The sequence below is a fragment of the Micromonospora sp. NPDC049201 genome (assembly GCF_055586805.1).
The window spans coordinates 159,240-181,323 of the sequence record NZ_JBVJHM010000008.1; the positions used below are offsets into that span (position 1 = coordinate 159,240).

18 protein-coding genes are annotated in these 22,084 nt (G+C 73.1%); 6 read left to right on the forward strand and 12 right to left on the reverse strand.

Annotation, left to right across the window (positions count from 1 at the left end):
• Window positions 1-6: 6 nt before the first annotated feature.
• Window positions 7-723 (forward strand): endonuclease domain-containing protein, encoded by a 717-nt coding sequence (locus ACZ6O5_RS18960; protein WP_465979070.1) that lies wholly within the window; start codon window positions 7-9, stop codon window positions 721-723.
• Between the two features lie 89 nt (window positions 724-812).
• On the forward strand, window positions 813-2,060 hold the full coding sequence (purD, locus tag ACZ6O5_RS18965) for a phosphoribosylamine--glycine ligase (protein WP_465978714.1): 1,248 nt from the start codon (window positions 813-815) through the stop codon (window positions 2,058-2,060).
• A gap of 90 nt (window positions 2,061-2,150) precedes the next feature.
• Here the strand turns inward: purD and ACZ6O5_RS18970 are convergent, their stop codons facing one another.
• The 4 genes from ACZ6O5_RS18970 to ACZ6O5_RS18985 form a co-directional block, all read right to left on the reverse strand.
• Window positions 2,151-3,644 carry a N,N-dimethylformamidase beta subunit family domain-containing protein gene (locus tag ACZ6O5_RS18970; protein ID WP_465978716.1) on the reverse strand — a complete coding sequence of 498 codons (1,494 nt, stop codon included), beginning with the start codon at window positions 3,642-3,644 and terminating at the stop codon, window positions 2,151-2,153.
• Between the two features lie 73 nt (window positions 3,645-3,717).
• A complete protein-coding gene (locus ACZ6O5_RS18975) occupies window positions 3,718-5,283 on the reverse strand; it encodes an AMP-binding protein (RefSeq protein ID WP_465978718.1) in 1,566 nt (521 codons plus the stop codon).
• A gap of 164 nt (window positions 5,284-5,447) precedes the next feature.
• Window positions 5,448-6,662 (reverse strand): acyl-CoA dehydrogenase family protein, encoded by a 1,215-nt coding sequence (locus ACZ6O5_RS18980; protein ID WP_465978720.1) that lies wholly within the window; start codon window positions 6,660-6,662, stop codon window positions 5,448-5,450.
• A gap of 2 nt (window positions 6,663-6,664) precedes the next feature.
• Window positions 6,665-7,117 (reverse strand): SCP2 sterol-binding domain-containing protein, encoded by a 453-nt coding sequence (locus ACZ6O5_RS18985; RefSeq protein WP_465978722.1) that lies wholly within the window; start codon window positions 7,115-7,117, stop codon window positions 6,665-6,667.
• Window positions 7,118-7,183: 66 nt separating this feature from the next.
• On the opposite strand from ACZ6O5_RS18985, the gene ACZ6O5_RS18990 reads away from it, so the two are divergent.
• On the forward strand, window positions 7,184-7,840 hold the full coding sequence (locus tag ACZ6O5_RS18990) for a TetR/AcrR family transcriptional regulator (protein WP_465978724.1): 657 nt from the start codon (window positions 7,184-7,186) through the stop codon (window positions 7,838-7,840).
• A 27-nt stretch (window positions 7,841-7,867) separates the two neighbouring features.
• On the opposite strand, the gene ACZ6O5_RS18995 is transcribed toward ACZ6O5_RS18990, so the two are convergent.
• From ACZ6O5_RS18995 to ACZ6O5_RS19025, 7 genes are all read right to left on the reverse strand, one after another.
• Window positions 7,868-8,494: a DedA family protein gene (locus ACZ6O5_RS18995; RefSeq protein ID WP_465978726.1), complete on the reverse strand. Its 627-nt coding sequence runs from the start codon at window positions 8,492-8,494 to the stop codon at window positions 7,868-7,870.
• 23 nt (window positions 8,495-8,517) lie between these two features.
• Window positions 8,518-9,780 carry an adenylosuccinate synthetase gene (locus tag ACZ6O5_RS19000; RefSeq protein ID WP_465978728.1) on the reverse strand — a complete coding sequence of 421 codons (1,263 nt, stop codon included), beginning with the start codon at window positions 9,778-9,780 and terminating at the stop codon, window positions 8,518-8,520.
• Window positions 9,777-10,736: a hypothetical protein gene (locus ACZ6O5_RS19005; protein ID WP_281933589.1), complete on the reverse strand. Its 960-nt coding sequence runs from the start codon at window positions 10,734-10,736 to the stop codon at window positions 9,777-9,779. Before ACZ6O5_RS19005 ends, ACZ6O5_RS19000 begins: the two co-directional genes overlap by 4 nt.
• A gap of 10 nt (window positions 10,737-10,746) precedes the next feature.
• A complete protein-coding gene (locus tag ACZ6O5_RS19010) occupies window positions 10,747-11,499 on the reverse strand; it encodes a protein kinase family protein (RefSeq protein WP_465978730.1) in 753 nt (250 codons plus the stop codon).
• Window positions 11,496-12,248 carry an NUDIX hydrolase gene (locus ACZ6O5_RS19015; RefSeq protein WP_107158027.1) on the reverse strand — a complete coding sequence of 251 codons (753 nt, stop codon included), beginning with the start codon at window positions 12,246-12,248 and terminating at the stop codon, window positions 11,496-11,498. Before ACZ6O5_RS19015 ends, ACZ6O5_RS19010 begins: the two co-directional genes overlap by 4 nt.
• An 83-nt stretch (window positions 12,249-12,331) precedes the next feature.
• Window positions 12,332-13,381 (reverse strand): MaoC/PaaZ C-terminal domain-containing protein, encoded by a 1,050-nt coding sequence (locus ACZ6O5_RS19020; protein ID WP_465979072.1) that lies wholly within the window; start codon window positions 13,379-13,381, stop codon window positions 12,332-12,334.
• Window positions 13,381-14,736, reverse strand: a complete 1,356-nt coding sequence (locus ACZ6O5_RS19025; protein ID WP_465978732.1) for a 3-oxoacyl-ACP reductase — start codon at window positions 14,734-14,736, stop codon at window positions 13,381-13,383. The genes ACZ6O5_RS19020 and ACZ6O5_RS19025 overlap by 1 nt, the downstream gene beginning before the upstream one ends.
• 53 nt (window positions 14,737-14,789) lie before the next feature.
• Here ACZ6O5_RS19025 and ACZ6O5_RS19030 point away from each other — a divergent pair, with 53 nt between their 5' ends.
• From ACZ6O5_RS19030 to ACZ6O5_RS19040, 3 genes are all read left to right on the forward strand, one after another.
• A complete protein-coding gene (locus tag ACZ6O5_RS19030) occupies window positions 14,790-16,082 on the forward strand; it encodes an acetyl-CoA C-acetyltransferase (protein WP_465978734.1) in 1,293 nt (430 codons plus the stop codon).
• 107 nt (window positions 16,083-16,189) lie between these two features.
• Window positions 16,190-16,951: a TNT domain-containing protein gene (locus ACZ6O5_RS19035; protein WP_465978736.1), complete on the forward strand. Its 762-nt coding sequence runs from the start codon at window positions 16,190-16,192 to the stop codon at window positions 16,949-16,951.
• 39 nt (window positions 16,952-16,990) lie between these two features.
• The gene (locus ACZ6O5_RS19040) at window positions 16,991-17,242 is read left to right on the forward strand and encodes a hypothetical protein (protein WP_396772260.1); all 252 of its coding nucleotides are present in this window, start codon (window positions 16,991-16,993) and stop codon (window positions 17,240-17,242) included.
• Here the strand turns inward: ACZ6O5_RS19040 and ACZ6O5_RS19045 are convergent.
• A complete protein-coding gene (locus ACZ6O5_RS19045) occupies window positions 17,217-22,079 on the reverse strand; it encodes a wHTH domain-containing protein (RefSeq protein ID WP_465978739.1) in 4,863 nt (1,620 codons plus the stop codon). The genes ACZ6O5_RS19040 and ACZ6O5_RS19045 overlap by 26 nt on opposite strands.
• Window positions 22,080-22,084: the final 5 nt, after the last annotated feature.

The following is a 22,084-nucleotide window of genomic DNA, read 5'->3' on the forward strand; positions in this document are numbered from 1 at the left end:
GCTGCCGTGGAGAGCCTCGGTGCTGGTGCCGTCGCAGTGCTGGACACCGCCGCCGAGCTGCACCGCATCGGCGGCCTGCGTGCCACGCCGGCGGTCCACGTGTCGGTGCCTCCGGACCGTCCGCGTCCGCAGCGCCCGACCGACCCCGATCTGGTGGTGCACCAGCTCACCCTCGGCCCTGACGATGCCCGCACCACCGACGGCGTCGCAGTCACGACCCCTGCCCGCACAGTGGCGGATGTGATCCTCCGCGCCGATCGTTACCCCGCGGTGTGCGTCGTCGACTCGGCGCTCAACCGGGAGCTGATCGACGAGTCGGATCTGTCCCTGATCGTGGCGCTCATCGCCCGGCGGCGGGGTGCCGTGGCGGCCCGACGTCATCTGGCCGAGTCGGACGGTCGGGCCCAGTCACCCCTGGAGACGCGGGTCCGACTGCGGTGCGTGGACGGCGGCGTGCCGCCCGACGTGTTGCAGGTGGAGGTCCGCGACGACGACGGCTACCTGCTCGGCGTGGGTGACCTGGGCTGGCGCACCGCCCGCGTCATCGCCGAGGCGGACGGCCGGGCCGCGCACGGGTCACCCCGGGCGATCTACGAGGACCGCACCCGACAGAACCGCCTGGCCAACGCCGGCTGGACGGTCCTTCGCTTCACCTGGCAAGACACTCTCCGCCCCGACTACATCCCCCATACCGTCGCACGCGCCCTCCGGCGCCCCCGTTGATCAAGAAATTTGCGTCACGTAGGGCCGGAAATGAGACGCGAACTCCTTGATCGACGGGGTGGGGTGGTGGGGTCAGTAGGATGCCGGTCGTGCGGGTTCTTCTTGTGGGTGGTGGGGGGCGGGAGCATGCGCTCGCGCTCGGGTTGGCCGGCGACCCGGCCGTCGAGGCGCTTGTCGCGGCACCGGGGAATCCGGGGATCGCGGAGGTCGCCGCGCTGCGGGAGGTGACTCCCACCGATCCGGACGCGGTGTCCGCGCTCGCCGTCGAGCTGGCGGCGGACCTGGTGGTCATCGGCCCGGAGGCGCCGCTGGTGGCCGGCGTCGCCGACGCGGTACGCGCCAAGGGCATCGCGGTGTTCGGCCCCGGCGCGCACGCGGCCCGGCTGGAGGGCTCGAAGACGTTCGCGAAGGACGTGATGACCGCCGCCGGCGTGCCGACCGCCCGCGCGTACACCTGCGTCGACGCGGCCGAGGTGGCGCGGGCGCTGGACGATTTCGGCGCGCCCTACGTGGTGAAGGACGACGGGCTCGCCGCCGGCAAGGGCGTGGTGGTCACCGACGACCGGGCGGTCGCCGAGCGGCACGCCGCCGAGTGTGGCCGGGTGGTGATCGAGGAGTTCCTCGACGGTCCCGAGGTCTCGCTCTTCGTGGTCACCGACGGCGAGGCGGCGCTGCCGTTGCTGCCGGCGCAGGACTTCAAGCGCGTCGGCGACGGCGACACCGGGCCGAACACCGGCGGCATGGGCGCGTACGCGCCGCTGCCGTGGGCGCCGGCGGGCCTGGTCGACGACGTGATGCGTGACGTGGTGCACCCGACGCTGGCCGAGTTGCGCCGCCGGGGCACCCCGTTCGCCGGCCTGCTCTACGTGGGCCTGGCGATCACCGCGAAGGGTCCTCGCGTGATCGAGTTCAACGCGCGCTTCGGCGACCCGGAGACGCAGGTGGTGCTCGCCCTGCTGGAGACGCCGCTGGCCGGGCTGCTGCACGCCGCCGCCACCGGCACGCTTGGCGCGCACCCGCCGCTGCGGTGGCGCGACGGCGCGGCGGTCACCGTCGTGGTCGCGGCCGAGGGCTACCCGGCGGGCCCGCGTACCGGTGATGTGATCACCGGCGCGGACCGCGCCGGGATCATCCACGCCGGCACCCGCCGCGACGTCGACGGCACGTTGCGCTCCGCGGGCGGCCGGGTCCTCTGCGGTACGGCCACCGGCCCGGACCTGGCCGCCGCGCGCGACGCCGCCTACGCGCTGGTACGCGGCATCGAGCTGGCCGGCGCCCACCACCGCACCGACATCGCGGCGGCGGCGGTGGACGGCCGGATCACGATCCCGGGCTGACCGGGAGCGCGGGCGGCACCATGGCGAGCGCCGCGCCGATCACCGCACCGCACCCGTGTCGGTCCTGGGTGGAAGTCCCGTAGGTGGCCGTCAGGCGGGCGCGGACCGGTCCCGGGCGACCATCCGGTCGAGCACGTTGGCGGTGGCCCGCTCGATACGTGGATCGCGGTGGCCGCGCCGATCGAGTGCCATGGTCCAGCCGAGCGTGCCGGTGGCGAACACGACCGCGCCCTGCGGCGTCTCGTGGACGTGGGTGGCCTGGAGCCGCCGGCCACCCTGCTGCGCCGGGTACGGCGACGAGCTGAGCATCGTCCCGCCGGGGCGGGGGACGCCCGCGTTCAGGCCGTCCGCCTCGCCGGCCACCACGCCGGGGATGCGGTCCCCGTCGGCCACCCCGGTGCCGGCCCAGACCCAGTGGTCGGCCGAGCGCACCACGAGCGGCTGCGGGGTCAGCACGATGCCGTTGTACTGCACGCCGAGCAGCGCCTGCTCCGGCCGGTCCAGGTCGCGCCAGGTGACCGTCGGGCCGGCGGCGTCCTCGCCCGGGTCGGGGCGGGTCTTGGCGCACTCGACCAGGCGTTCCGGGCGGCCGTCCGCGGCGGCGGCCACGCGTACGTGCCAGTAGACGCTGTTCGCGCCGAAGAAGGCGAGGCTGGTGCCGCCGGCCAGCCCGGCCTCCACGGCCCCGCGCATCTCCGCCGACCAGTACTCGTCGTGCCCGCAGAACACCAGGCCCCGGTGCCGGGCCGGGTCGAGGCGACCGGAGTGCAGGTCGAAACTGGTCGCGTAGCTGACGTCGTAGTGGTTGCGTTCCAGCCACCGGATCGCGTCCTGGTCGCGGTCGGCCTGGGTGGGCAGGCCCGCGCCGGCGTACGGGCGGTCGAAGGAGACCGCGCGGGCCCGCAGCGCGGGATCGCGTCGCCCGTTCGGGCGGTAGCCGTTGTAGAGGCTCCGACCGGCCCGCCGGTCGCGGGGCCACTGGTTGTACGCCTGCCAGGTGGTCACCGGAAGCACCACGCAGAGTGCGGCGGCCCGCCGGTCGTCGCGTACCACGAAGGGGGTGGCCGCCCGCCAGCCGGCGGCCGAGGTGAAGACCGCCTGGTAGAGGCCGGAGGCCCAGCCCTCGGGCACGCGCAGGCGCCAGGAGCGCGGCCACCGGCAGTCGAGCGCGCCGGTGTCCGGGTCGGCGGGTGGCACCGGCTGCGGCTCGCCGGCCAGCTCGGGGCTGGTCAGCAGCGTGCGGGCACCGGCGCCGGCGTACCAGCCGATCCGGTGCACGGTGATCCGGAACGGGCCGGCCGGGTCGACCGCGACGTGGAAGTCGATCGTCTCGCCGGGGGCGACGCTCGTCGTCGAGGCGTACCCCTGGATCTGACGTCGCCGGTCGTCGGCGGCCCGGCCGCCGGTCGCCGGCCACCAGGGCGCGCCGGCCGCGCGGTTCTCGATCTCGACCGGTGGGAGCTGCCGGGGGACCGGGGCGCTCTCGCGGTGCTCGCCGCGCACCGGTTCGAGGGGGCCGAGCGCGGAGGCGGACGCGCCGCCGAGGAGGAGGCCGAGCGCGGTTCGTCGGCGGAGTCGGACCATGGTGTTATTCCCCGTTCGCCCACTGAAACGCGGGCAAAGGTAGCACCATGCTCCGTCCTCTGTGGTCAGCCGATCAGTCGAAGTACCGGCGTAGTTCCCGACTCAGCACCTTGCCGGTGGCGTTGCGGGGCAGGTACTTGACGAAGATCACATCGCGGGGCACCGAGAAGCGGGCCAGGTAGCGCCGGACGTACTCGCGGACCGCCTCCGGGTCGAGCGTCTCGCCGGGGCGCAGCGCCAGGAACGCGGCCAGCCGCTGCCCGTACTCCGGGTCCGGCACGCCGAGCACGGCCACCTCGCGGACCTGCGGCAACCGGGCAATCAGATCCTCCACCTCGGAGGGAAAGACGTTCTCGCCACCCGAGACGATCATGTCGTCGGCACGCCCGTCCACGAAGAGCAGGCCCTCCGGGCTCAGTCGGCCCAGGTCGCCGGTGTCGAGCAGCCCGTCGCGGCTCTCCCGGCCGGCACCCGACGTGTAGCCCTCGAAGAGCATCTCGTTGCCGACGAAGATCCGGCCGACCCGACCGTCCCGGACCGGCCGGCCCGCCTCGTCCACGATCTCCAGCCGGGTGCCGTGCGGCGGCCGGCCGGCCGTGGTGGGCGCGGCGCGCAACTCGACCGGACCGGCGATGGACGCCCAGGAGACCTCGGTCGAGCCGTACAGGTTGTAGAGCACGTCGCCGTAGCGGTCCATGAACGCCGTGGCCAGGTTGCCCGGCAGCGCGGAGCCGCTGACCGCGACCACCTTGAGCGGCGGCCGGTGCGCCGGCGGCGCGACCTCCATCAGCCGTTGCAGCATCACCGGTACGGCGAAGAGCGCGTCGCACGTCTGGTCGACCAGCGCGGCCAGCGTGGCGGCCGGGTCGAAGCGACGGTGCAGCACGACGGTGGCGCGCAGCGCGAACGAGACCTGGAGGGCGGCGTACCCCCAGGTGTGGAAGACCGGGGCGGCGATCATGACGACGTCCCGCGCGTGCAGCGGAATCCGGTCGATGATGGACACCAGCGGGCCGAAGCCGTGCGGGGTGGGCCGGCGGGCGCCCTTGGGCGTGCCGGTGGTGCCGGAGGTCAGCACGATGGTCCGGCCGTCGCGTTCCGGCGGCTGGAGCTTGTCGCCGGGCACCGCGCCGGCGATCAGCTCCTCCTGCCGTCGCTCGTCGACCCGGTGCAGCTCGGCCGGGAGGCCGAGCACCCGGTCGGCGAACTCGGCGTCGTGCACCAGCACGCGCAGGCCCTGCTCGTCGGCGACGGTGACCAGTTGGGCCGCGGAGAGGCCGGTGTTGACCAGGACGGCGTCCGCGCCGAGCAGCATCGACGCGACGATCGCCTCGATCAGCCCGTGGTGGTTACGGCAGAGCAGCCCCACCCGGTCGCCGGCCCGCACGCCGAGGCCGGAGCGCAGCGACCGGGCCAACCGCTCCGAGCGGTCCAGCAGCTCCTGGTAGGTCAGTGCGGCGCCGTGCTCGTCCACCACGGCGACCCGGCCGGGGTCGCGGGCGGCGGCTTGGCGCAACTCCCCGGCGAGACTCCAGCCCCACCGGCGCAGCGCGTTCAGTTGCGAGGCCACCCGGATCGGGCGGCCCGGGGTGAGCAGTCCGCGTCGGGTCAGCGTGGCGACGATGAACGGCAGGTCCACGGCGCAACCTCCTTCGCGTTCGAGTCTCCCGATCATGCATCCGACCTGGTCGGTCACGCGAGGGGGCCCGGCCCGCGACGGCGCCGACGGCGACCAGGTGGACCCCGGCCGCGCATCGGTACGCCCGGCACGGCGTGCCGTCGCGGGCCGGGGTCCGGCGGCGATCAGCGAATCTGCATCCCGGAGATGGCCCGGGAGATGACCAGCCGCTGGATCTCGGAGGTGCCCTCGAAGATGGTGTAGATCTTGGCGTCCCGGTACCACCGCTCGACCGGGTGGTCGCGCAGGAAGCCCGCGCCGCCGAGGAGCTGGACCGCCTTGTCGGTCACCGAGACCGCCACCTCGCCGGCCTTGAGCTTCGACATCGAGCCCTCGCCGGCGGTGAACGGCCGGTTGTTGCGGCCCATCCAGGACGCCCGCCAGACCAGCAGCCGGGCGGCGTCGATCTCCATCCGCATGTCGGCGAGCGCGAACGCGACCGCCTGGTTCTCGATGATCGGCCGTCCGAACTGCACCCGCTCCTTGGCGTAGTCCAGCGCGTACTCGTACGCGGCGCGGGCCACGCCGAGCGCCTGCGCGCCGACGGTCGGCCGGGACAGCTCGAACGTGCGCATCGCCGCCTGGCCGGAGGCGCGCTGGCCGGCGCGGGCCCGGGCCAGCCGCTCGTCGAGGGCGTCCTTGCCCCCGAGCAGGCAGCGGCCCGGCACCCGGACGTCGTCGAGGAAGACGTCGGCGGTGTGCGAGGCGCGCAGCCCGAGCTTGCGCAGCTTGCGGGTGGCGCTGAGGCCGGGCGTGCCCGGCGGTACGACGAACGCGGCCTGCCCGCGCGAGCCCAGCTCCGGGGCGACGGAGGCGGTGACCACGTGCACCCCGGCGATGCCGCCGTTGGTGGCGTACGCCTTCTGGCCGTTGAGCACCCACTCGTCGGTGGCCTCGTGGTAGACGGCGCGGGTCCGCATCGACCCGACGTCGGAGCCGGCCTCCGGCTCGGTGGTGCAGAACGCGGCGACGGCCGGCTGGTCGGTGTCGCCGAAGCACTGCGGCACCCACTCGACGAGCTGGTCCGGGGTGCCGGCGCCGTAGATGCCGGCGACGGCGAGGGCGGTGCCGAAGATGCTCAGGCCGATGCCGGCGTCGCCCCAGAAGAGCTCTTCGCTGGCGATCGGCAGGGAGAGGCCGGTGGGATCGGCCCAGCAGGTGGCGAGGAACTCGAACCCGTACAGGCCGACCTTCGCCGCCTCCTGGATGACCGGCCAGGGAGTCTCCTCCCGGGCGTCCCACTCGGCCGCGGCCGGGCGCACGACCTCGGCGGCGAAGCCGTGCACCCAGTCGCGAAGGTCCCGCTGTTCCTCGTTCAGGTCGAGCGAGAACTCGGCCATGGTCAGGCCTTGGGGATGTCGAACAGGTTGGCGATGTTGGCCGCCAGGCCCAGATCGCCCTTGGCCTTCAGCTTGCCGGTCATGAACATCATCACCGGGTTGGCGCCGCCGGAGACGATCTTCAGGAACTCGACCGGGCCCATGGTGAGGCTGAGCTTCGGGTCCCGGGTCGGGGTGTCCGAGACGGTGCAGGTGCCGTTCTCGATGACGATCTCGTAGGTGTCGGTGCCACCGTCCGGACGGCCGGTGATGTTCCAGTGGATGACCGCGTTGGTGGAGCCGGCGCGGTCGGCCCGGAACAGCGTGGGCATCCGGTTGAAGACCTCGCTGAGGATCTTGCCGCGCGCGTCACCGGACATGATCTCGGCGATCTTGTCGTCCGGCGTGGACTTGACCAGCTGCGCGAACTCCTTCGGGCCGACGTTCGCGAAGTTGGCCGGGTCGAAGTCAGTCATGGAAGACACCTCTCGATTTTGGTTACTCCAGCGTAACCTTACGCACGAGTAGGTATGCTTGCAAGAGTGTCCAGCACACCGACGTTCAAGCGCCTTCCCCGCGCCGTACGCGAGCAGCAGATGCTCGACGCGGCGGTCAAGGTCTTCTCCCGACGCGGCTTCCACGCCGCCAGCATGGACGAGATCGCCGACGACGCCGGCATCTCCAAGCCGATGGTCTACGCCTACCTCGGCACCAAGGAGGAACTCTTCGTCGCCTGCCTGCACCGCGAGGGCACCCGGATGATGGAGGCCATCGCCGGCGCCGCCGCCCCCGACCTGCCGGCCGACGAGCGGCTCTGGCGCGGGCTGCGCGCGTTCTTCGGCTTCGTCGGCGCGCACCGGGACGGCTGGGCGGTGCTCTACCGGCAGGCCCGGGGCTCCCAGCCGTTCGCCGCCGAGCTGGCCACCATGCGCGGCCGGCTGGTCGAGGTGGTCGCCGGCATGCTCGACCACGCCCTGCGCGCCTCCGGCCGCGAGGTCGGCGCCACCGACCTGGAGGTGGTGGCGTACGCGCTGGTCGGCGCGTCCGAGTCGCTGGCCGACTGGCTGGCCGACCACCCCGAGGCCGATGCCGAGAAGACCGCCACCCGGATGATGAACGTCGCCTGGCTGGGCGCCGACCAACTCCTGCGCGGCATCACCTGGCGCCCGGGAGCGGTGGAAGGAGGGGCCCCCTGTTAACGCCTGCGGTATAGGTCGGGCCCCCTCTTAACAACCGCCGCGTCGCGCCGCGGCCCGGGCGCGCGCCCGGCGACGGGCCCAGCGGGCGGCCTCGAACAGGCCGGTGACCGCCACCGAGATGCCGATGCCGGCGAGCAGCCCGGTGACCGGGTTGTGCTCGAACGCCAGCCCGCCGAAGTAGCCGAGCAGCCCGCAGTAGATCCCCCAGGTGCCGCACGCCAACGCGTCGTAGAGCAGGAACGAGCGCAGCGGATAGCGGACCGCGCCCATGGTGAGCGTGACCGCGGTGCGACCGCCGGGCACGTAGCGCGCGGTCGTCAGGATCATCCCGCCACGCCTGTCGACCGCCCGGCGGGCCCACTCGGAACTCGCCCGCCGCCGGCTGTCGGCGGGCAACCGGGCCAGCCGGTGCGCGCCCCCGCCGCGCCCGATAGCGTACGAGACGTGGTCGCCGACCAGTGCGCCGAGCGCGGCGGTCACGATCACCGCCACCAGGTTCGGCTCGCCGCTCGCCGCGAACACGCCGGCGGTGATCACCACGGTTTCACCCGGCACCGCCGGGAAGAACGCGTCGACCGCGGTGACCGCGACGATCACCAGGTACACCCACGGCGAGGTCACCGTCTGGTGCAGCAGGTCGAGCACGTCCCCCATGCCCCCATGCTCGACGCTGGGCGTTAAGCGGGGGCCCTTCCTATACAAAATGCGTTAACAAGGGGCCCCTCCTTCTCCTCGGCGGTGGGGCCGTGGGAGGTGAGCAGGACGGGGGTGGTCAGCGCCTCCGACACCGCTGCCGGCCAGTCGGTGGGCGACTCGTCCAGCACCGGCCGGGCACGCATCAGCCGGGCGGTGAGCGCGGCCTGCCGGTCCAGGTCCCCGGGTGGGCCGGGCACGAGCCGGTCGAGCCCGTCCGCGTACCGCCGGCACATGCGCAGGCGAGGGCCGGCCAGGTCGAGGTGGGTCAGCGCCAGCCCGTCCACGCCGCCCGCCACGTCGAGGGCGTACCGGTGGGCGACGGCGTCGAAGTGCCCGAACCGGAACCGGCCCTGCCATTCGTTTGTCGGGTTGCGCGGGTCGGTGAACGGCAGCGCCCGGTCCTCGGTGACGAGCGGGCCGGGGCCGTGCCGGGTGGTGGTCACCCGCAGCACCCCGAGCCGCTGCGCGGTCCCGGCCATCCCGGCCTCGGCGAGCAGCGTCTCGGCGTTGGCGAACGTCGTGGTGCTCCACGTCGTGTACGGGTGGAAGCCGTGCCACTCGTCCAGCAGTACGCCCTGCGCGCTCTCGAACACGCAGGTGCCGGCGCGCAGCGCCCCGGCAAGCCAACTCCGGTCGACGATCGCCACCCGGTCGGCGAACGCCGCGTACGCGGGCAGGCAGTCGTCGACCGGCGGCGCGTCCAGCGCTCCCAGTTCGGCGGTGAGCCGGTCGCGCAGCGCGGTGAGCCGGCGGCGCAGCACCGCCGGCCGGCGGCAGTCCTCGACCCGGGGCGCCTCGTCGGGGTGGGCGAGGCCGTACGCGACCGCCTCGCCCACCCCGAGCCCGCAGGAGCCGTGCCGGTCGGCTCCCCGGGCGATCTCCCGGGCCCGGTTGGCGGCCCGGTGGTACGGCGTGGCCAGCAGCGCCTCCCCGTCCACGGTCAGCCGGTCGAACGCGTCGGGCACGCCGACCGACGCGAGGTGGTCGGCCTCGGCGGCCAGCGCCAGCGGGTCCACCACCACGTGCCGCGCCAGGTGCGTCCGCACCCCGGTACGGAACGTGCCGGCGCCGAACTGCGCGAACGTGTGCGTCCGCCCGTCGCGCAGCACCACGTTGTGCGCCGCCTGCGCGCCCCCGTTGAAGCGGACCACGGTGTGCACCGGCCGGGTCGCGCAGAGCGCGTCGACGACGGTGCCCTTGCCGGCGTCGCCGTAGCCGAGGTCGACCACCAGCACGTGGTTCACAGCCGGGTGACCCCGTTCCCGCCGTCGGTCGGGGCGAACGGCAGCGCCGCGACCGCGCGCCGGCCGCCGCCGAGCCCGGCGAGCGCCCGGGAGACGGTCCGGGCGGCGGTCGAGCCGGCCCGGTCCAGGTCGCTGAGCCCGGCGTCCAGGTCGATGGCCTGTTCGCCGAGGCCGACGGTGAGCGCGATGGTCTCGCAGACCGCGTCCAGGTCGTCCAGCTCGACCGCGTTCTGCCCGAGCAGGCCGCGCCAGAAGTCGAGCACCTTGCGGTTGCCGGCGTAGTGGCTGCCGGCCGGGAGCAGGTAGTAGGTGTCCCACCGCGCGGTCACCTCGTCCACCACCTGCCGGATCGGCAGGTCCTCGGCCAGGCCACCGCCGATCAGCCGGGTCACCTCACGCGCCTTCACCCGGGGGTACGCCAGCTCGTCGCCGATGATGAACAGGTAGCCGCGTCGGCCCCGCTTCTCCCAACTGTCGGTGGCGGTGTGCCGGGCCATGAAGTGCAGCGCCAGCTCGTACGACTCCATCATCTGGCCGCCCCCGCCGCCTTCCAGCACGATCCGGCCGAGGTCGTCGTCCATCCGGTTGTCGGACTCGAACTGCCCGATCTGAAGCGGCACCCGGTCGCAGGTGGCGTCGCCGATCGCGCCGAACAGCACCTGCGGGTCGCGGGCGTACCCCTGGCGGAGCAGCAGGCCGAGCAGTTGCGGCAGCTTGCGTTGGAGCACCCGGGGCACGTGGCCCATCGAGCCGGTGACGTCGAAGAGCACCGCGATCGGCGTCGACTGCGGGTGTTCGGCGGAGTCGCGGCTCTCCCGCGTCGCGTCGCGCGGGTCGAGTGCGGGGTGCACCTGCCGGGCCCCGCTGTCGCTGTAGGAGAACGCGCTCTTGCCGGTCCGACGCCGGTAACGGTCGGCGGCGTCGTACACGTCGGTGGACCAGATTCCGCTGCCCATGGCAGCCTCCCTAGGGGTTGAGGGTGAAGGGTCGGAAGGTGCGCGGCCCGTAGAGCCGCTCCAGCACCTCGTCGAGTTCGCGGAGCAGCCGCCAGGCGTCGTCCGGCCGGGCGGTCAGCGCGGGTTGCCGGCAGCCGGCCGCGAACGCGCGCAGCTCGCGTGGCGCGCGGTCGGCCATCAGCCAGTCCAGGCAGCGGGCCGCCAGCGCGATGTCGGTGCCGGGGCCGCAGGGCCGCTTCCCGGTAACCTCCGGCGGGTACCAGTCGGCCATGCCGGTGACCAGGGCCGGCACCAGCCCGCCGGGCTCGGTGGAGAAGCACCAGTCGACGAGCACCAGGCCGTGCGCGTCCGGTTCGATCAGCACGTTCTGGGGAAGCACCGCGCCGTGCACCACGCCGGCGGAGTGGGCCAGGCCGAGCGCGACCAGCAGCCGTCGCCACATCCAGGCCGCGTCGCGGGGGTCGACCCCATCGGGGTACGCCCGGCGCACGTCCTCCAGGCTGTGCAGCCCGGGGACCGTCTCCAACTCGTTGACCAGCAGTTCCGCGCCGGTCGACGGGTCACGCACCGGGTAGGAGTCGACCAGCCGGGGCACGTACGCCAGGTGGCGGGCGTCGCCTCGCGCGGCGATCCGCCGCAGCGCGCGTGCCTCCCGGGCCATCAGGTCGTTGTCGCTCGGGTGCTGCGGCGCCTTGAGCTGCCGGTGAGAGGGGAGCCCTTCTCTACCGGAGGCGTTAAGCGGGGGCCCGTCCTTGCACCTCATCGGATGGATTCCTCGCGGGCGGGGCGCAGCAGGGCGGGGTGGAGGAGGCGGGCGTCGCCGGGGCGGTAGAGCTTGGCGCGGGGGCCGCCGCGTGCGCCGCCGCGCTCGGTGCTGGCGCCGGTGCTCTCCACGAAGCCCGGCACGGAGAGCACCTTGCGGTGGAAGTTGCCGGCGTGCAGCGGGTGTCCCCAGACCGTCTCGTAGACCGCACGCAGCTCGGTGACGGTGAACTCGGGCGCGAGGAACCGGGTGGCCAGCGGCGTGTACTCCAGCTTGGAGCGGGCCCGCTCCAAGCCGTCGTCGATGATCCGGCCGTGGTCGAAGGCGAGCTGCCGGCTGGTCAGCGCCGTGACCGGCAGCCAGATCGCCTCGTCGGCGTCGCTGTCGGCGACCGGGTCGGGCAGGTCGGGTGCGAACGCCAGGTGGGCGACGGAGACCACCCGCATGCGCGGGTCCCGGTCGGGTGCGCCGTAGCTGCCGAGCTGCTCCAGGTGCACCCGGCGCAGCCGTTCGCCGCCGAGCCCGGTCTCCTCGGCCAGCTCGCGTCGCGCGCCGGCGGCCAGGTCCTCGTCGGGGTGGACGAAGCCGCCGGGCAGCGCCCAGTGCCCCTCGTACGGCGGCGCGCCCCGGCGGATCAGCAGCAGGTGAAGCGCGTCCTCGCGGATGGTCAGCGCCACCACGTCGACGGTGACCGCGACCGCCGGGTAGTCGCGGGGGTCGTATCCGGCGAGGAAGTCCTGCTCGTTCACGGCGCTCACTCTCTCAGGTTGAGAACAACTCAATCTGAGAACAACTTAACGCACGAGAGAGGGGGCCGGCAAGCCCCCTCTCCTCAGCGGACGGTGCCGACCAGGTGCGGTCGTCCGTCCCGTGCGCCGTGCAGCCCGAAGTCCCAACCGCCCCCGTCGGCGGCGGCCCGGAACGCCACCGTGGACGGCAGCGGCACCGGCAGCTTGAACGCCACGTCCACCGTGTACGCGTCCGGCAGCCGGGCCTCCAACGCGGCCAGGCAACGCGCCTTGCTCCACATGCCGTGTGCGATCGGGCGCGGGAAGCCGAACAGCCGGGCGCCCAGCTTCGAGGTGTGGATCGGGTTGTGGTCGCCGGAGACCCGCGCGTAGTCCGTACCCACCCGCGGCGTCACCCGCCACTGCGCCGTGGTGGCCGGCGGCGTCGGGCGGTCACCACGATCGCGCCGCGGGCCACCGCCGGCCGCACGCTCCTTCCCGAGGTACGTCGACAAGCCGCGCCACACCTCCGTGCCGTCGATCGAGCCGACCAGCACCACGTCGAGCTGCCGGCCCCGCTCGTGCGGACGCAGGTTCTCCGCGTACGTGTGGAAGTCGACGGTCTCGCCGACCCGGACCGGTCGGTGCACGGTGATCCGGTTGGCCACGTGCACCACGCCGGTGAGCGGGATCGGGAAGTCGGCGGCGGTCATCAGCCGCAGCGACAGCGGGAACCCGAGCACGTGCAGGTACGTGGCGGGCAGCCGGTCGGCCAGCCGGAACCCGCAGACCCGGTCGTAGGCGGCCAGGTGTGCCGGATCCACCGGCACCCCGGCGACGGTCAGCTCGACGGCCGGCAGCTCCCGCCCCCGCCCCCGCCGCCCGCCCAGACCGGGCACCGCCCCCAGCAGCGCCCGCCGGTACAGCCCGCCGGCCGCCGGCAGCCGCCCCAGCACTTCCTGACGTCGCCCACCCGGCCCCCCATCCGGTCGATCATGAGGTTGGCGGCCTTGTGGATCTCCTGAAGCGCCGTCAACCTCATGATCGTCGGAGTGGGCCAGCGCGGCGGCGCGGGCCGAGGTGAGGTCCCGGGTGGGGCCCTCGATCAGGTCGGGCAGGGTCAGGTCCTCGCGGTCGGGGTCGTGGGGTGCCATCACGCCCCCAGCAGGCTCTGGCCGCAGACCCGGACCACGTTGCCGCTGACCGCGCCGGTCGCCGGCCAGGAGAGCCAGCCGATCGTCTCGGCCACGTCCACCGGCAGGCCGCCCTGGGCCATGCTGTTCATCCGGCGGCCCGCCTCCCGGATGGTCAGCGGGATGCGCGCGGTCAGCCGGGTCTCGATGAACCCGGGCGCGACCGCGTTCAGGCTGATCCCGCGCTCGCGCAGCACCGGGGAGAGTGAGTCGACCAGACCGATCACGCCGGCCTTGCTGGTCGCGTAGTTGGTCTGCCCCCGGTTGCCGGCGATCCCCGCGATCGAGGAGACCGCGACGATCCGCCCGCCGGCCGGGATCAGGTCGCGTTCCAGCAGCACGTCGTTGATCCGTTCCTGACTGGACAGGTTCACGTCGATCACCGAGTCCCAGCGGTCGGCGTCCATCCGGCCGAGCGTCCTGTCCCGGGTGATGCCCGCGTTGTGCACCACCACGTCGACCCGGCCGTGCCGGGACGCCAGGTGCTCGGCCAGCCGGGCCGGCGCGTCCGGCGCGGTCAGGTCGAGCTGCACGGCGCTGCCGCCGACGTCGTTGGCCACCGCGGCCAGCTCGTCGCCGGCCGCCGGCACGTCGAGTGCCACCACCCGGGCGCCGTCGCGGGCGAGCACCTTCGCCAGCGCCGCGCCGATGCCCCGGGCCGCGCCGGTGACCAGTACCACCTGCCCGTCCAGCGGCCGGTTCCAGTCGGCCGGCACGACGGCGGTGCCGGTGCCGACCCGGACGACCTGACCCGAGACGTACGCGGAGCGACCGGACAGCAGGAAGCGCAGCGTGGACTCCAGGCTCACCGGCGTGCTGGGGTCGCGGTGCCGGGTGACGTACACGAGCTGGGCGGTGACGCCCCGGCCGAACTCCTTGCCGATGCTGCGGGTCAGCCCCTCCAGCGCGCGCTGGGCGGTCGCCTGTCGGGGCGAGTCGCACTCGACAGGCGGCGTGCCCAGCACGATCACCCGACCGCTGGGCAGCAGCGACCGGGCCTGCGGATGGAAGAAGTCGTAGAGCTGGCGCAGCTCGGTGGAGTCGGTGACGCCGCTGGCGTCGTACACCAGGGCGGCGAAGCGGCTGTCGGCGGCGGTGGCGGCCGGGTCGGCCAGCTCGACCCCGGCGGCGGTCAGGCGTTGGCGGACCGGCTCGGTGAGCTGGCCGCCGGTCGAGGAGCCGAGCAGGACCGGCCCGGGGGCGAGCGGGTCGCCCGGCGTGTGCCGGCGCAGTCGGGGTGGGTCGGGCAGCCCGAGGCGCTTGACCAGCGCGCGACCGGCCCCTGTCTGGACGAAGCTCGCGTACCTGTCGGTCATAGGCGTAGCCTACTGGCGAGTAGGGTTCGGCGACAGCTTCGAGGAGGCCGATCGTGCAGAGTGTCCGGCGGGTCGCAGTGGTCGGCGGCAACCGCATCCCCTTCGCCCGGTCCAACTCGCGCTACGCGCACGCGTCCAACGCCGACATGCTCGGCGCGGCGCTCGACGGGCTGGTCGCCCGGTTCGGGCTGGCCGGCGAGCGGCTCGGCGAGGTGGCGGCCGGTGCGGTGCTGAAGCACTCCCGGGACTTCAACCTCACCCGTGAGGTGGTGCTCGGCTCCCGGCTCGACCCGCACACCCCGGCGTACGACGTCCAGCAGGCGTGCGGCACCGGGCTGGAGGCCGCCATCGGCGTCGCCAACAAGATCGCCCTCGGGCAGATCGACGTCGGCGTGGCCGGCGGCGTGGACACCACCTCGGACGCGCCGCTGGCGGTCAACGAGGACCTGCGCCGCACGCTGATCCAGCTCAACTCCGCCCGGACCCTCGGCGAGCGGCTCAGGCTGGCCACGAAGCTGCGCCCGCTCCAGCCGTTCAAGCCGGAGATCCCGCGCAACGCCGAGCCGCGTACCGGGCTGTCCATGGGCGAGCACGCCGCCCGGAGCGCGCTGCGCTGGAACATCGACCGGGCCGCCCAGGACGAGCTGGCGCTCCGCTCGCACCAGCGGCTCGCCGCCGCGTACGAGGACGGGTTCTTCGACGACCTGATCACCCCCTACCTGGGGTTGACCCGCGACCAGAACCTCCGCCCGGACACCTCCCTGGAGAAACTCGGCTCGCTCAAGCCGATCTTCGGTACCACCGGCCCGGACGCCGACCGGGCGACCATGACCGCCGGCAACTCCTCGCCGCTCACCGACGGCGCGTCGACAGTGCTGCTGGCCTCGGAGGAGTGGGCGCGGGCGCACAACCTGCCGGTGCTCGCCTGGTTCGCCTGGTCCGAGACGGCCGCGGTCGACTTCGTGCACGGCGACGAAGGGCTGCTGATGGCCCCCGCGTACGCGGTGCCCCGGATGCTGTCTCGGGCCGGCCTCACGCTCCAGGACTTCGACTTCTACGAGATCCACGAGGCGTTCGCCTCGCAGGTGCTGGCCACCCTGGCCGCCTGGGAGTCGCCGGAGTTCTGCAAGGAGCGCCTCGGCCTGGACGCGCCGCTCGGCCCGATCGACCGGGACAGGGTGAACGTCAACGGCTCCTCGCTGGCCGCCGGGCACCCGTTCGCCGCCACCGGTGGCCGGATCGTCGCGTCGCTGGCCAAGCTGCTCGACCGGAAGGGGAGCGGACGCGGCCTGATCTCCATCTGCGCGGCCGGTGGACAGGGCGTGACCGCGATCCTGGAGCGCTGAACGGAAGGAACGCCTCGATCAGGTAGCCAACCGGACAAAACCTCACGTTAATACCGAGAATCCCTCAGGATGAGTCGCGCTGATCCGACTCAAACTGGAGGTTATCGGTGAAAAAACGCCATTGGTTGCTCGCTCTCGTCTCCGGGGCGGCATTCGTTCTCGTACCCGGCGCCGCCCAACCGGTCGGTGCGGTCGCCGCCACCACGCTCGCCGCCCGGACGGTAACCCCCGCCCCGGTCGGTGACGCGTCCGAAGGGCCGCAGCCCCCGCCCACGCAGAGCCTCTGCCGGCCGGGCACCCCGCCGACCGCGCCGCCGACCACCGAGTTCTACGACAACAACCCGATGCTCGGCCCGGCCACGCTGCCCTTCGCCTCGCCGGTCGGGCCGCTGCTCGCCGGCTACCAGCGGTTCGGGGCGCTGACCGAGAGCCAGTTCCTGGCGCAGTACACCACCGGGACCCCGGCGGCGTACGTCTACCCGCCGGCCAACGGGTTCGTCATCGCCCCCGACGGCCGGCCGATCAAGCAGGCGCAGACGCTGCTGGCCGGCTACCGGCTCGACCGCTTCGGCTTCACCGGTGGCGCGTTCCTCGCCCCGCTCGGCACGCCGTTCAGCTCGCGCGCGCTGACCCCGCAGAGCCTGAACACCCCGGCGAACGCCCCGCTGGCCAACTACCACGCCTACTGCGTGGTCAAGCCGTTCACTGTCGACTCCGGCCCGATCGCGTCGTGGTTCGCCCAGCCCGGCATGGGCACCCAGTTCCAGCTCAACCCCGCGTACCTGCCGCAGGCCGGGGCCACGCTGACCGTGCAGTGGCTGCTCGACAACGGTTTCCTGGTGGAAGAGGATCTGACCGCCGGGGTGTGAGCACAGGCCACGGCCCTGACACGAGACGGGAGGTCGGGCGTGGACCGGCACCAGGTACGCGCCGCGCTGCTGGCGGCCGGGCTGTCCCCGGACGCGTTCGCGCTGGAGGGCGTGCACGAACACGTGCCGGTCCCGCCCGACTTCTGGTTCCTGCGCCGGGCCCGCGCCGGCGGCTGGGAGATCGGCGCCTACGAGCGCGGGACGTACGACGTCCGGCAGCGCTTCGACACCGAGGAGGAGGCGGGCGACGGGCTCTGGCGCGCGCTCACCGGCCGTCCGTCTCCGCGCTGACCACCGGCGGGACGAGCCGGACGGTGGCACCCTCGGGCAGACCGATCGAGGGCCCGACGTGCCACTCGTCGAAGCCCTGGAAACCGAGTTCTTCGAGCCGCTGCGACACCCGCGCCGGACTGAGCCCGGTGATGTCGGAGCCGAGCACGAGGCGCCCGAGGGCGAGCGGCTCGGCCGGGTCCGTCCAGGGGGCCTGACCGTCGAGGGACCGGCTGACGAGCACCGGGTCGTCAGCCGAGACGTACTCCGGCAGCGCGTGCTGGGATGTCGCGTGGCCGAGAGCCCGGAGCCGTTCCGCGACCCCGGCCGGGCTGAGGCCGGTGCGGTGCGCCGCGGCGACGAGGTGGCCGACCGGTACCTCCTGATCCGCGTCGAGCCAGGGCGGCTCACTGTCCAGTTGCACACTGACAATGATCAGGTCCGCCGACGTGACGTCGTCGGGCGGCAGGTCCGGCCGGGTGGTGAGGCCGAGTTCCTGGAGCCGTTCGTGCACCTGGGCGTGGGTGAGCCCAGTGCGTCTCGCGCCGAGCAGGACGTGGCCCGGAGGAACGGTCCTCGTCCCGTCCAGCCAGGGCGTGTCTCCGTCCAGGTCGCGGCTGAGCAGGCCGACGTCCGTGAAGGTGGCGGCGGTCGGGAGCACCACCGCCGGAATGGTGAAGCCGTACTCCGCGAGCCGTGACGCCACCTCGGCGGGAGTCACCTCGATCCGAGTCGCCGCGGTGACGAGATGGGCGGGTAGGACGATGGCGTCCGGGTCCAACCACGGTTGCTGCCCGTCGAGATCCTGACTGAGGAACATGAGATCGTTCTCGGCCGCGAAGTCGGGAAAATGCTGTCTGACGAGCCGGTAACCGAGCTGCTGTAGCCGTTCGGCGGCCTGGCGCGGGCTCAGCTCGCTGCGGGCGGCCGCTTCGGCCACCACGTGCGGAGGGAGGGACTCTGACGCGTCCAGCACCCCGTCGAAGCCGGACGCAACGTACCGGCGACCCCGGGGGCCGGGGCGGTTGGTCGAGCGCTTGACCGACGGTACGCGGGGTGCGGCGCTCGGCAGATCGTCGTCGGTCCAGACCAGTTTCATCTCCACCTCGGAAGGCAGACCACCGGGTGGCGGCACCACGGCGAGGTACCCGAGCCGACGTAGCCGGCCGACGACCTCCTCCGCCGGGATGCCGGCCACGAACGCGGCGGCGACGACGTGCCCACCGGAGACGGCCTGGTCAGGCGGGAGCCACGGCCGCTGGCCGTCCAACCGGGGGCTCGCGACGATGTAGTCGATCGCGTCCAGGTCACCGGTCGGAATGTCTCGTACGGTGAAGCCGAGCCGGCGGAGCCGATCGGCGGCCACGTCGGCGGCGACGCCCGCCTCCGCCGCCGCCGCCATGACGTGCGGGACCGCCACCTCGTCGGCCTGGTCCAACCACGGCTCGTGCCCGTCGAGGTCCTTGCTCAGCAGCAGCCGGTCGATCGGACTCGACAGATCGGGCAGCTCGTGCCGGGGCGCCGGAAAACCCAGTTCGACGAGTCGCTCGACAACCGCCGAAAGGGACGGGCCGGGATTGGTGGCTATCGCGATGAGGTGACCGATCGGGAGTGGCTCGGACGGATCGACTGAGCGCCTGTTGGCGTCGGTCCGGGTGAGCAGGGAGTCACTCGGTCTCGCCCGGACGATCCCTCCGTGGGCCACCGTCAGCTCGGGTCCGTAAAGGCCGGCGGCGATCCATGCGACCAGGCGCCAGGTTCCGTCCGGCTGGGTCAGCTCGGTGAGATCTACACTTGGCCGCTCCCCTGCGGGGCGGGCTGCTGCGGGGGAGCCGAGGTGAAACACCGGCATCCCCGCGTCGGGCGGATAACAGCCGACGGTGTGGAGCTCGTCCACCAGCGGGCTTCCGGGCCAGGACGTCCGACCCGCCCGGAGCGCCAACTCGAACACCGCATCCGCCACCAGCGGTACGCGCGAGGTGAGTTCCGAGAGCCAGTCGTGGTGGAACAGTGGACTGTCGGCGGCACCGGCGGCTTCGGCTGCCATCTCAAGGAGTTCGGTCACCTGCCGCGACTCGTCGTCCAACAGCCTTGTCCGGTTGACCGACAGCCGTGGCGCGCGCGTGCCATGCAGGTTGACCACGGCGGTGATGGCCGACGCCTCGACCCAGATGCCGTCCACCAGGACGGCGCCGGAACGGTTGCACCACCACACCGGATGAGGCTCCGAGCTGACCACTGTCGGAGCCCTACGCGCCCGGCCGGTCTCCTCTCTCCCGTCCACCGGGTCGGTCCCCAACGGAGCGATCGTTGACAGCCGGCGAGGTTCCCACACGGCCGTCTCGCCGTCGTACGTCACGGTGGTCCGGAACTCCGCCACCCAGAGGAGCCGACGGAGGAAGTCCAAGCTGGAGAGTTCCTCGGTGTCCTTCCGCAGATAGAGCCGGACCTTCGTCCCGGCGTCCTGTCCCAGCCCGGTCTCCCGGATCCGGAACAGGTTGCCCGGCCCGGCGATGGACACCCAGAGGCGGCTGCCGGGACGCCCCTCCTGACCGAATCGGCAGGTCTCCACCGTGATCTCGTCGGCGAGCATGAAGTAGCTCAGCACGCCGACCCCGAAGCGGCTGTTCGGGAAGAACTCGATCGGCGGTGCCAGGCGTGCCCACCGCGACTGTTCCTCCACGAACTCGGACGTCTCGACGAAGCGGGTGCCGGCTTGTGAGAACACGTCGGTCAGCTCCCGGACCCCCATCCCCACGCCGTTGTCCGTGCACTCCAGGTAGGCGCGGCCCTGCTCGTCCCGGCCCTGGACGAAGTCGATCCGGCCCTCCCACGGCGGCACGGCCCTGTCGGTACGCCTGAGGTACTCGTTCCGGGCGGCTCGGTAGCGGCACGCGTCGAGCGCGTTCTGGTAGAGCTCCCTGATGGCCAGCAGCGGATCACCGTAGAGCTGCTCACCCATGAGCAGCTCCTGGATGCGGTCCTCGGCGAGGTGGAACCGCACCCCGGCGGACTGGTAGGCCCGTCCGTCCGGCCCCTCGCTCGGGCGGACCTGGTCCGCGGAGGCGTGTGCCGGCAGGGCCGAGAGCGGGTGGAGGTGGGTGTCCTCGGCGGCGGCGTCCTGGATCTCGACCAGGAGCGTGTCGAAGAACTCGACGTGGGCCCGCAGGGCGATCTCGATGGCCGGGTGGGCGCAGGTGGTGCGCAGCACCCGCACCGGCCCGCGGGATTCCCACTCCACCGCGTCGATGGAGGCGTGCAGTTCGTCAGGTGACACCGGGTCGCTGATCCCCATGTGCTCGACGACCACCTCGGGCAGCGCGGGGGCCTCGATGGCCATGGCGCGTCCCGCGGCCAGGAGGTAGGCGACCAGGCGCTCCCGTACCGGCTGCTCGTCGGCGGTCCCCGCGCCGACCGTGCGGCGGCTCCGGAGCCGGCCGGGCCGGTCGGTACGGGTGAGGAAGCCCGGACCGCCGCGCAGGCTCCGGATCAGCTCGATCACCCGGGGTTTCTCGAAGACCCGCGCGGACAGGTGCAGTGACGCGACGCCGAGCGGAATCAACTCGGCGACGTCGTCGTCCGACGAGTGGGTCAGGGACTGCCGGGCGATCCAGCGGTGCAGTAGCCACCAGCCGATCTGCCCGGCGACGTCCGGGTGCTGCGCCTGGCTGTTCAGGCGGCGCGACAGCCGCGGAAAGCTCTGTGCGAAGCGCCGGTAGGAGTCGCTGTCGGGATCGGGCTGCTCGGGCGCGGGCCAGGTGGCCGGATCGACGTGGGCGGCTCGGGCGGCGCGCAGCGCCCACCACGTGTCGTACAGGTACGGGCCGGCGACCAGCAGCGCGGCCTCGGCCGCGGACAGGTGCAGCTCGCCGTCGGGGTTCGCGCCGGGAAACGCGAGAAGGCTCGTCAGGAACTCGACCCGACGACTGATGCGCGTGGCGAGGTCCGGCTCGTGCCACGGATCACGCGTCAACTCCCGGGCGGCGTCCCGGCGCAGGCGTACCACGTGCTCGACCAGGCTGACGGTGGAGGCGCGAAGCTCCTCGTTGACCAGCGACGGGGTGACCAGGTCCCAGGCCCGGTGGGACTGCGCCTGGGCCACCCAGTCGAACGAACGCCGCGTCGACCGGCGCGACGAGATCGGGAAGGGGGTGATCTCCACGCCGGCCGGCTCGACGTGGGCGGTCTGGACCCGCCGGCCGTGGGCCGCCGCCAGCTCCCGCATCTGCTCGTTGAGCGCGGCGACGAGGTCGTCAAGGGTGTGGCCGGTCTGACCGTTGACCAGGATCTGCTGCCACGCCCGGGAGAAGACGCTGAAGGAGTCGGCGGTACCGGGAACGAACTGGGCCTTCTCCCCGGGCCCGCAGGCGAACAGGAAGGCGATCCGCTGCTGCGCCACGTGGTCGATTCGCCCGGTGCTCCACCGCTGTAGCTCCACCGCCATGGACTGCTGGTCGAACCCCTCCCGGCAGGCGTCCACCACGAAGAGCACCTGCCCGGCGCGGCTGCGCTCCAGCGCACCGGCCCAGTAGGTGAGCGGAACCATCGACTCCCGCAGCGGGATCCGCAGGTCGGCCTCGGACGGCACCAGGTAGTCGACGCCCTCGGTGTGGGCGCCGTGCCCGCTGAGATAGACGAGCAGGCTGTCGTTCGGGCGGGCGTCGCCGAGGAACTGGCCCACCTCGGCGCAGATCTTCGGCCGGCTGAGCCGGCCACCGTCGAGCGTTCGGACGCGGTATCCGGTCTCCTCCAGGGCCACGCTGAGCGCACCGATGTCGTTCGGGACGAAGGGCAGCGGCACGATCTGCGGGTCGTCGTACTCGGCGACGCCGAGCAGGAGAGCGCGGAAGGCGGCCACGACGG

Coding starts and splice junctions, on each gene's coding strand:
- ACZ6O5_RS19005 (WP_281933589.1), bottom strand. CDS start 10,736: ATGGGCAGCGGAATCTGGTCCACCGACGTGTACGACGCCGCCGACCGT.
- ACZ6O5_RS19020 (WP_465979072.1), bottom strand. CDS start 13,381: ATGGCACCCCACGACCCCGACCGCGAGGACCTGACCCTGCCCGACCTG.
- ACZ6O5_RS18985 (WP_465978722.1), bottom strand. CDS start 7,117: ATGACTGACTTCGACCCGGCCAACTTCGCGAACGTCGGCCCGAAGGAG.
- ACZ6O5_RS18980 (WP_465978720.1), bottom strand. CDS start 6,662: ATGGCCGAGTTCTCGCTCGACCTGAACGAGGAACAGCGGGACCTTCGC.
- ACZ6O5_RS18970 (WP_465978716.1), bottom strand. CDS start 3,644: ATGGTCCGACTCCGCCGACGAACCGCGCTCGGCCTCCTCCTCGGCGGC.
- ACZ6O5_RS18995 (WP_465978726.1), bottom strand. CDS start 8,494: ATGGGGGACGTGCTCGACCTGCTGCACCAGACGGTGACCTCGCCGTGG.
- ACZ6O5_RS19025 (WP_465978732.1), bottom strand. CDS start 14,736: ATGACCGACAGGTACGCGAGCTTCGTCCAGACAGGGGCCGGTCGCGCG.
- ACZ6O5_RS19010 (WP_465978730.1), bottom strand. CDS start 11,499: ATGAGGTGCAAGGACGGGCCCCCGCTTAACGCCTCCGGTAGAGAAGGG.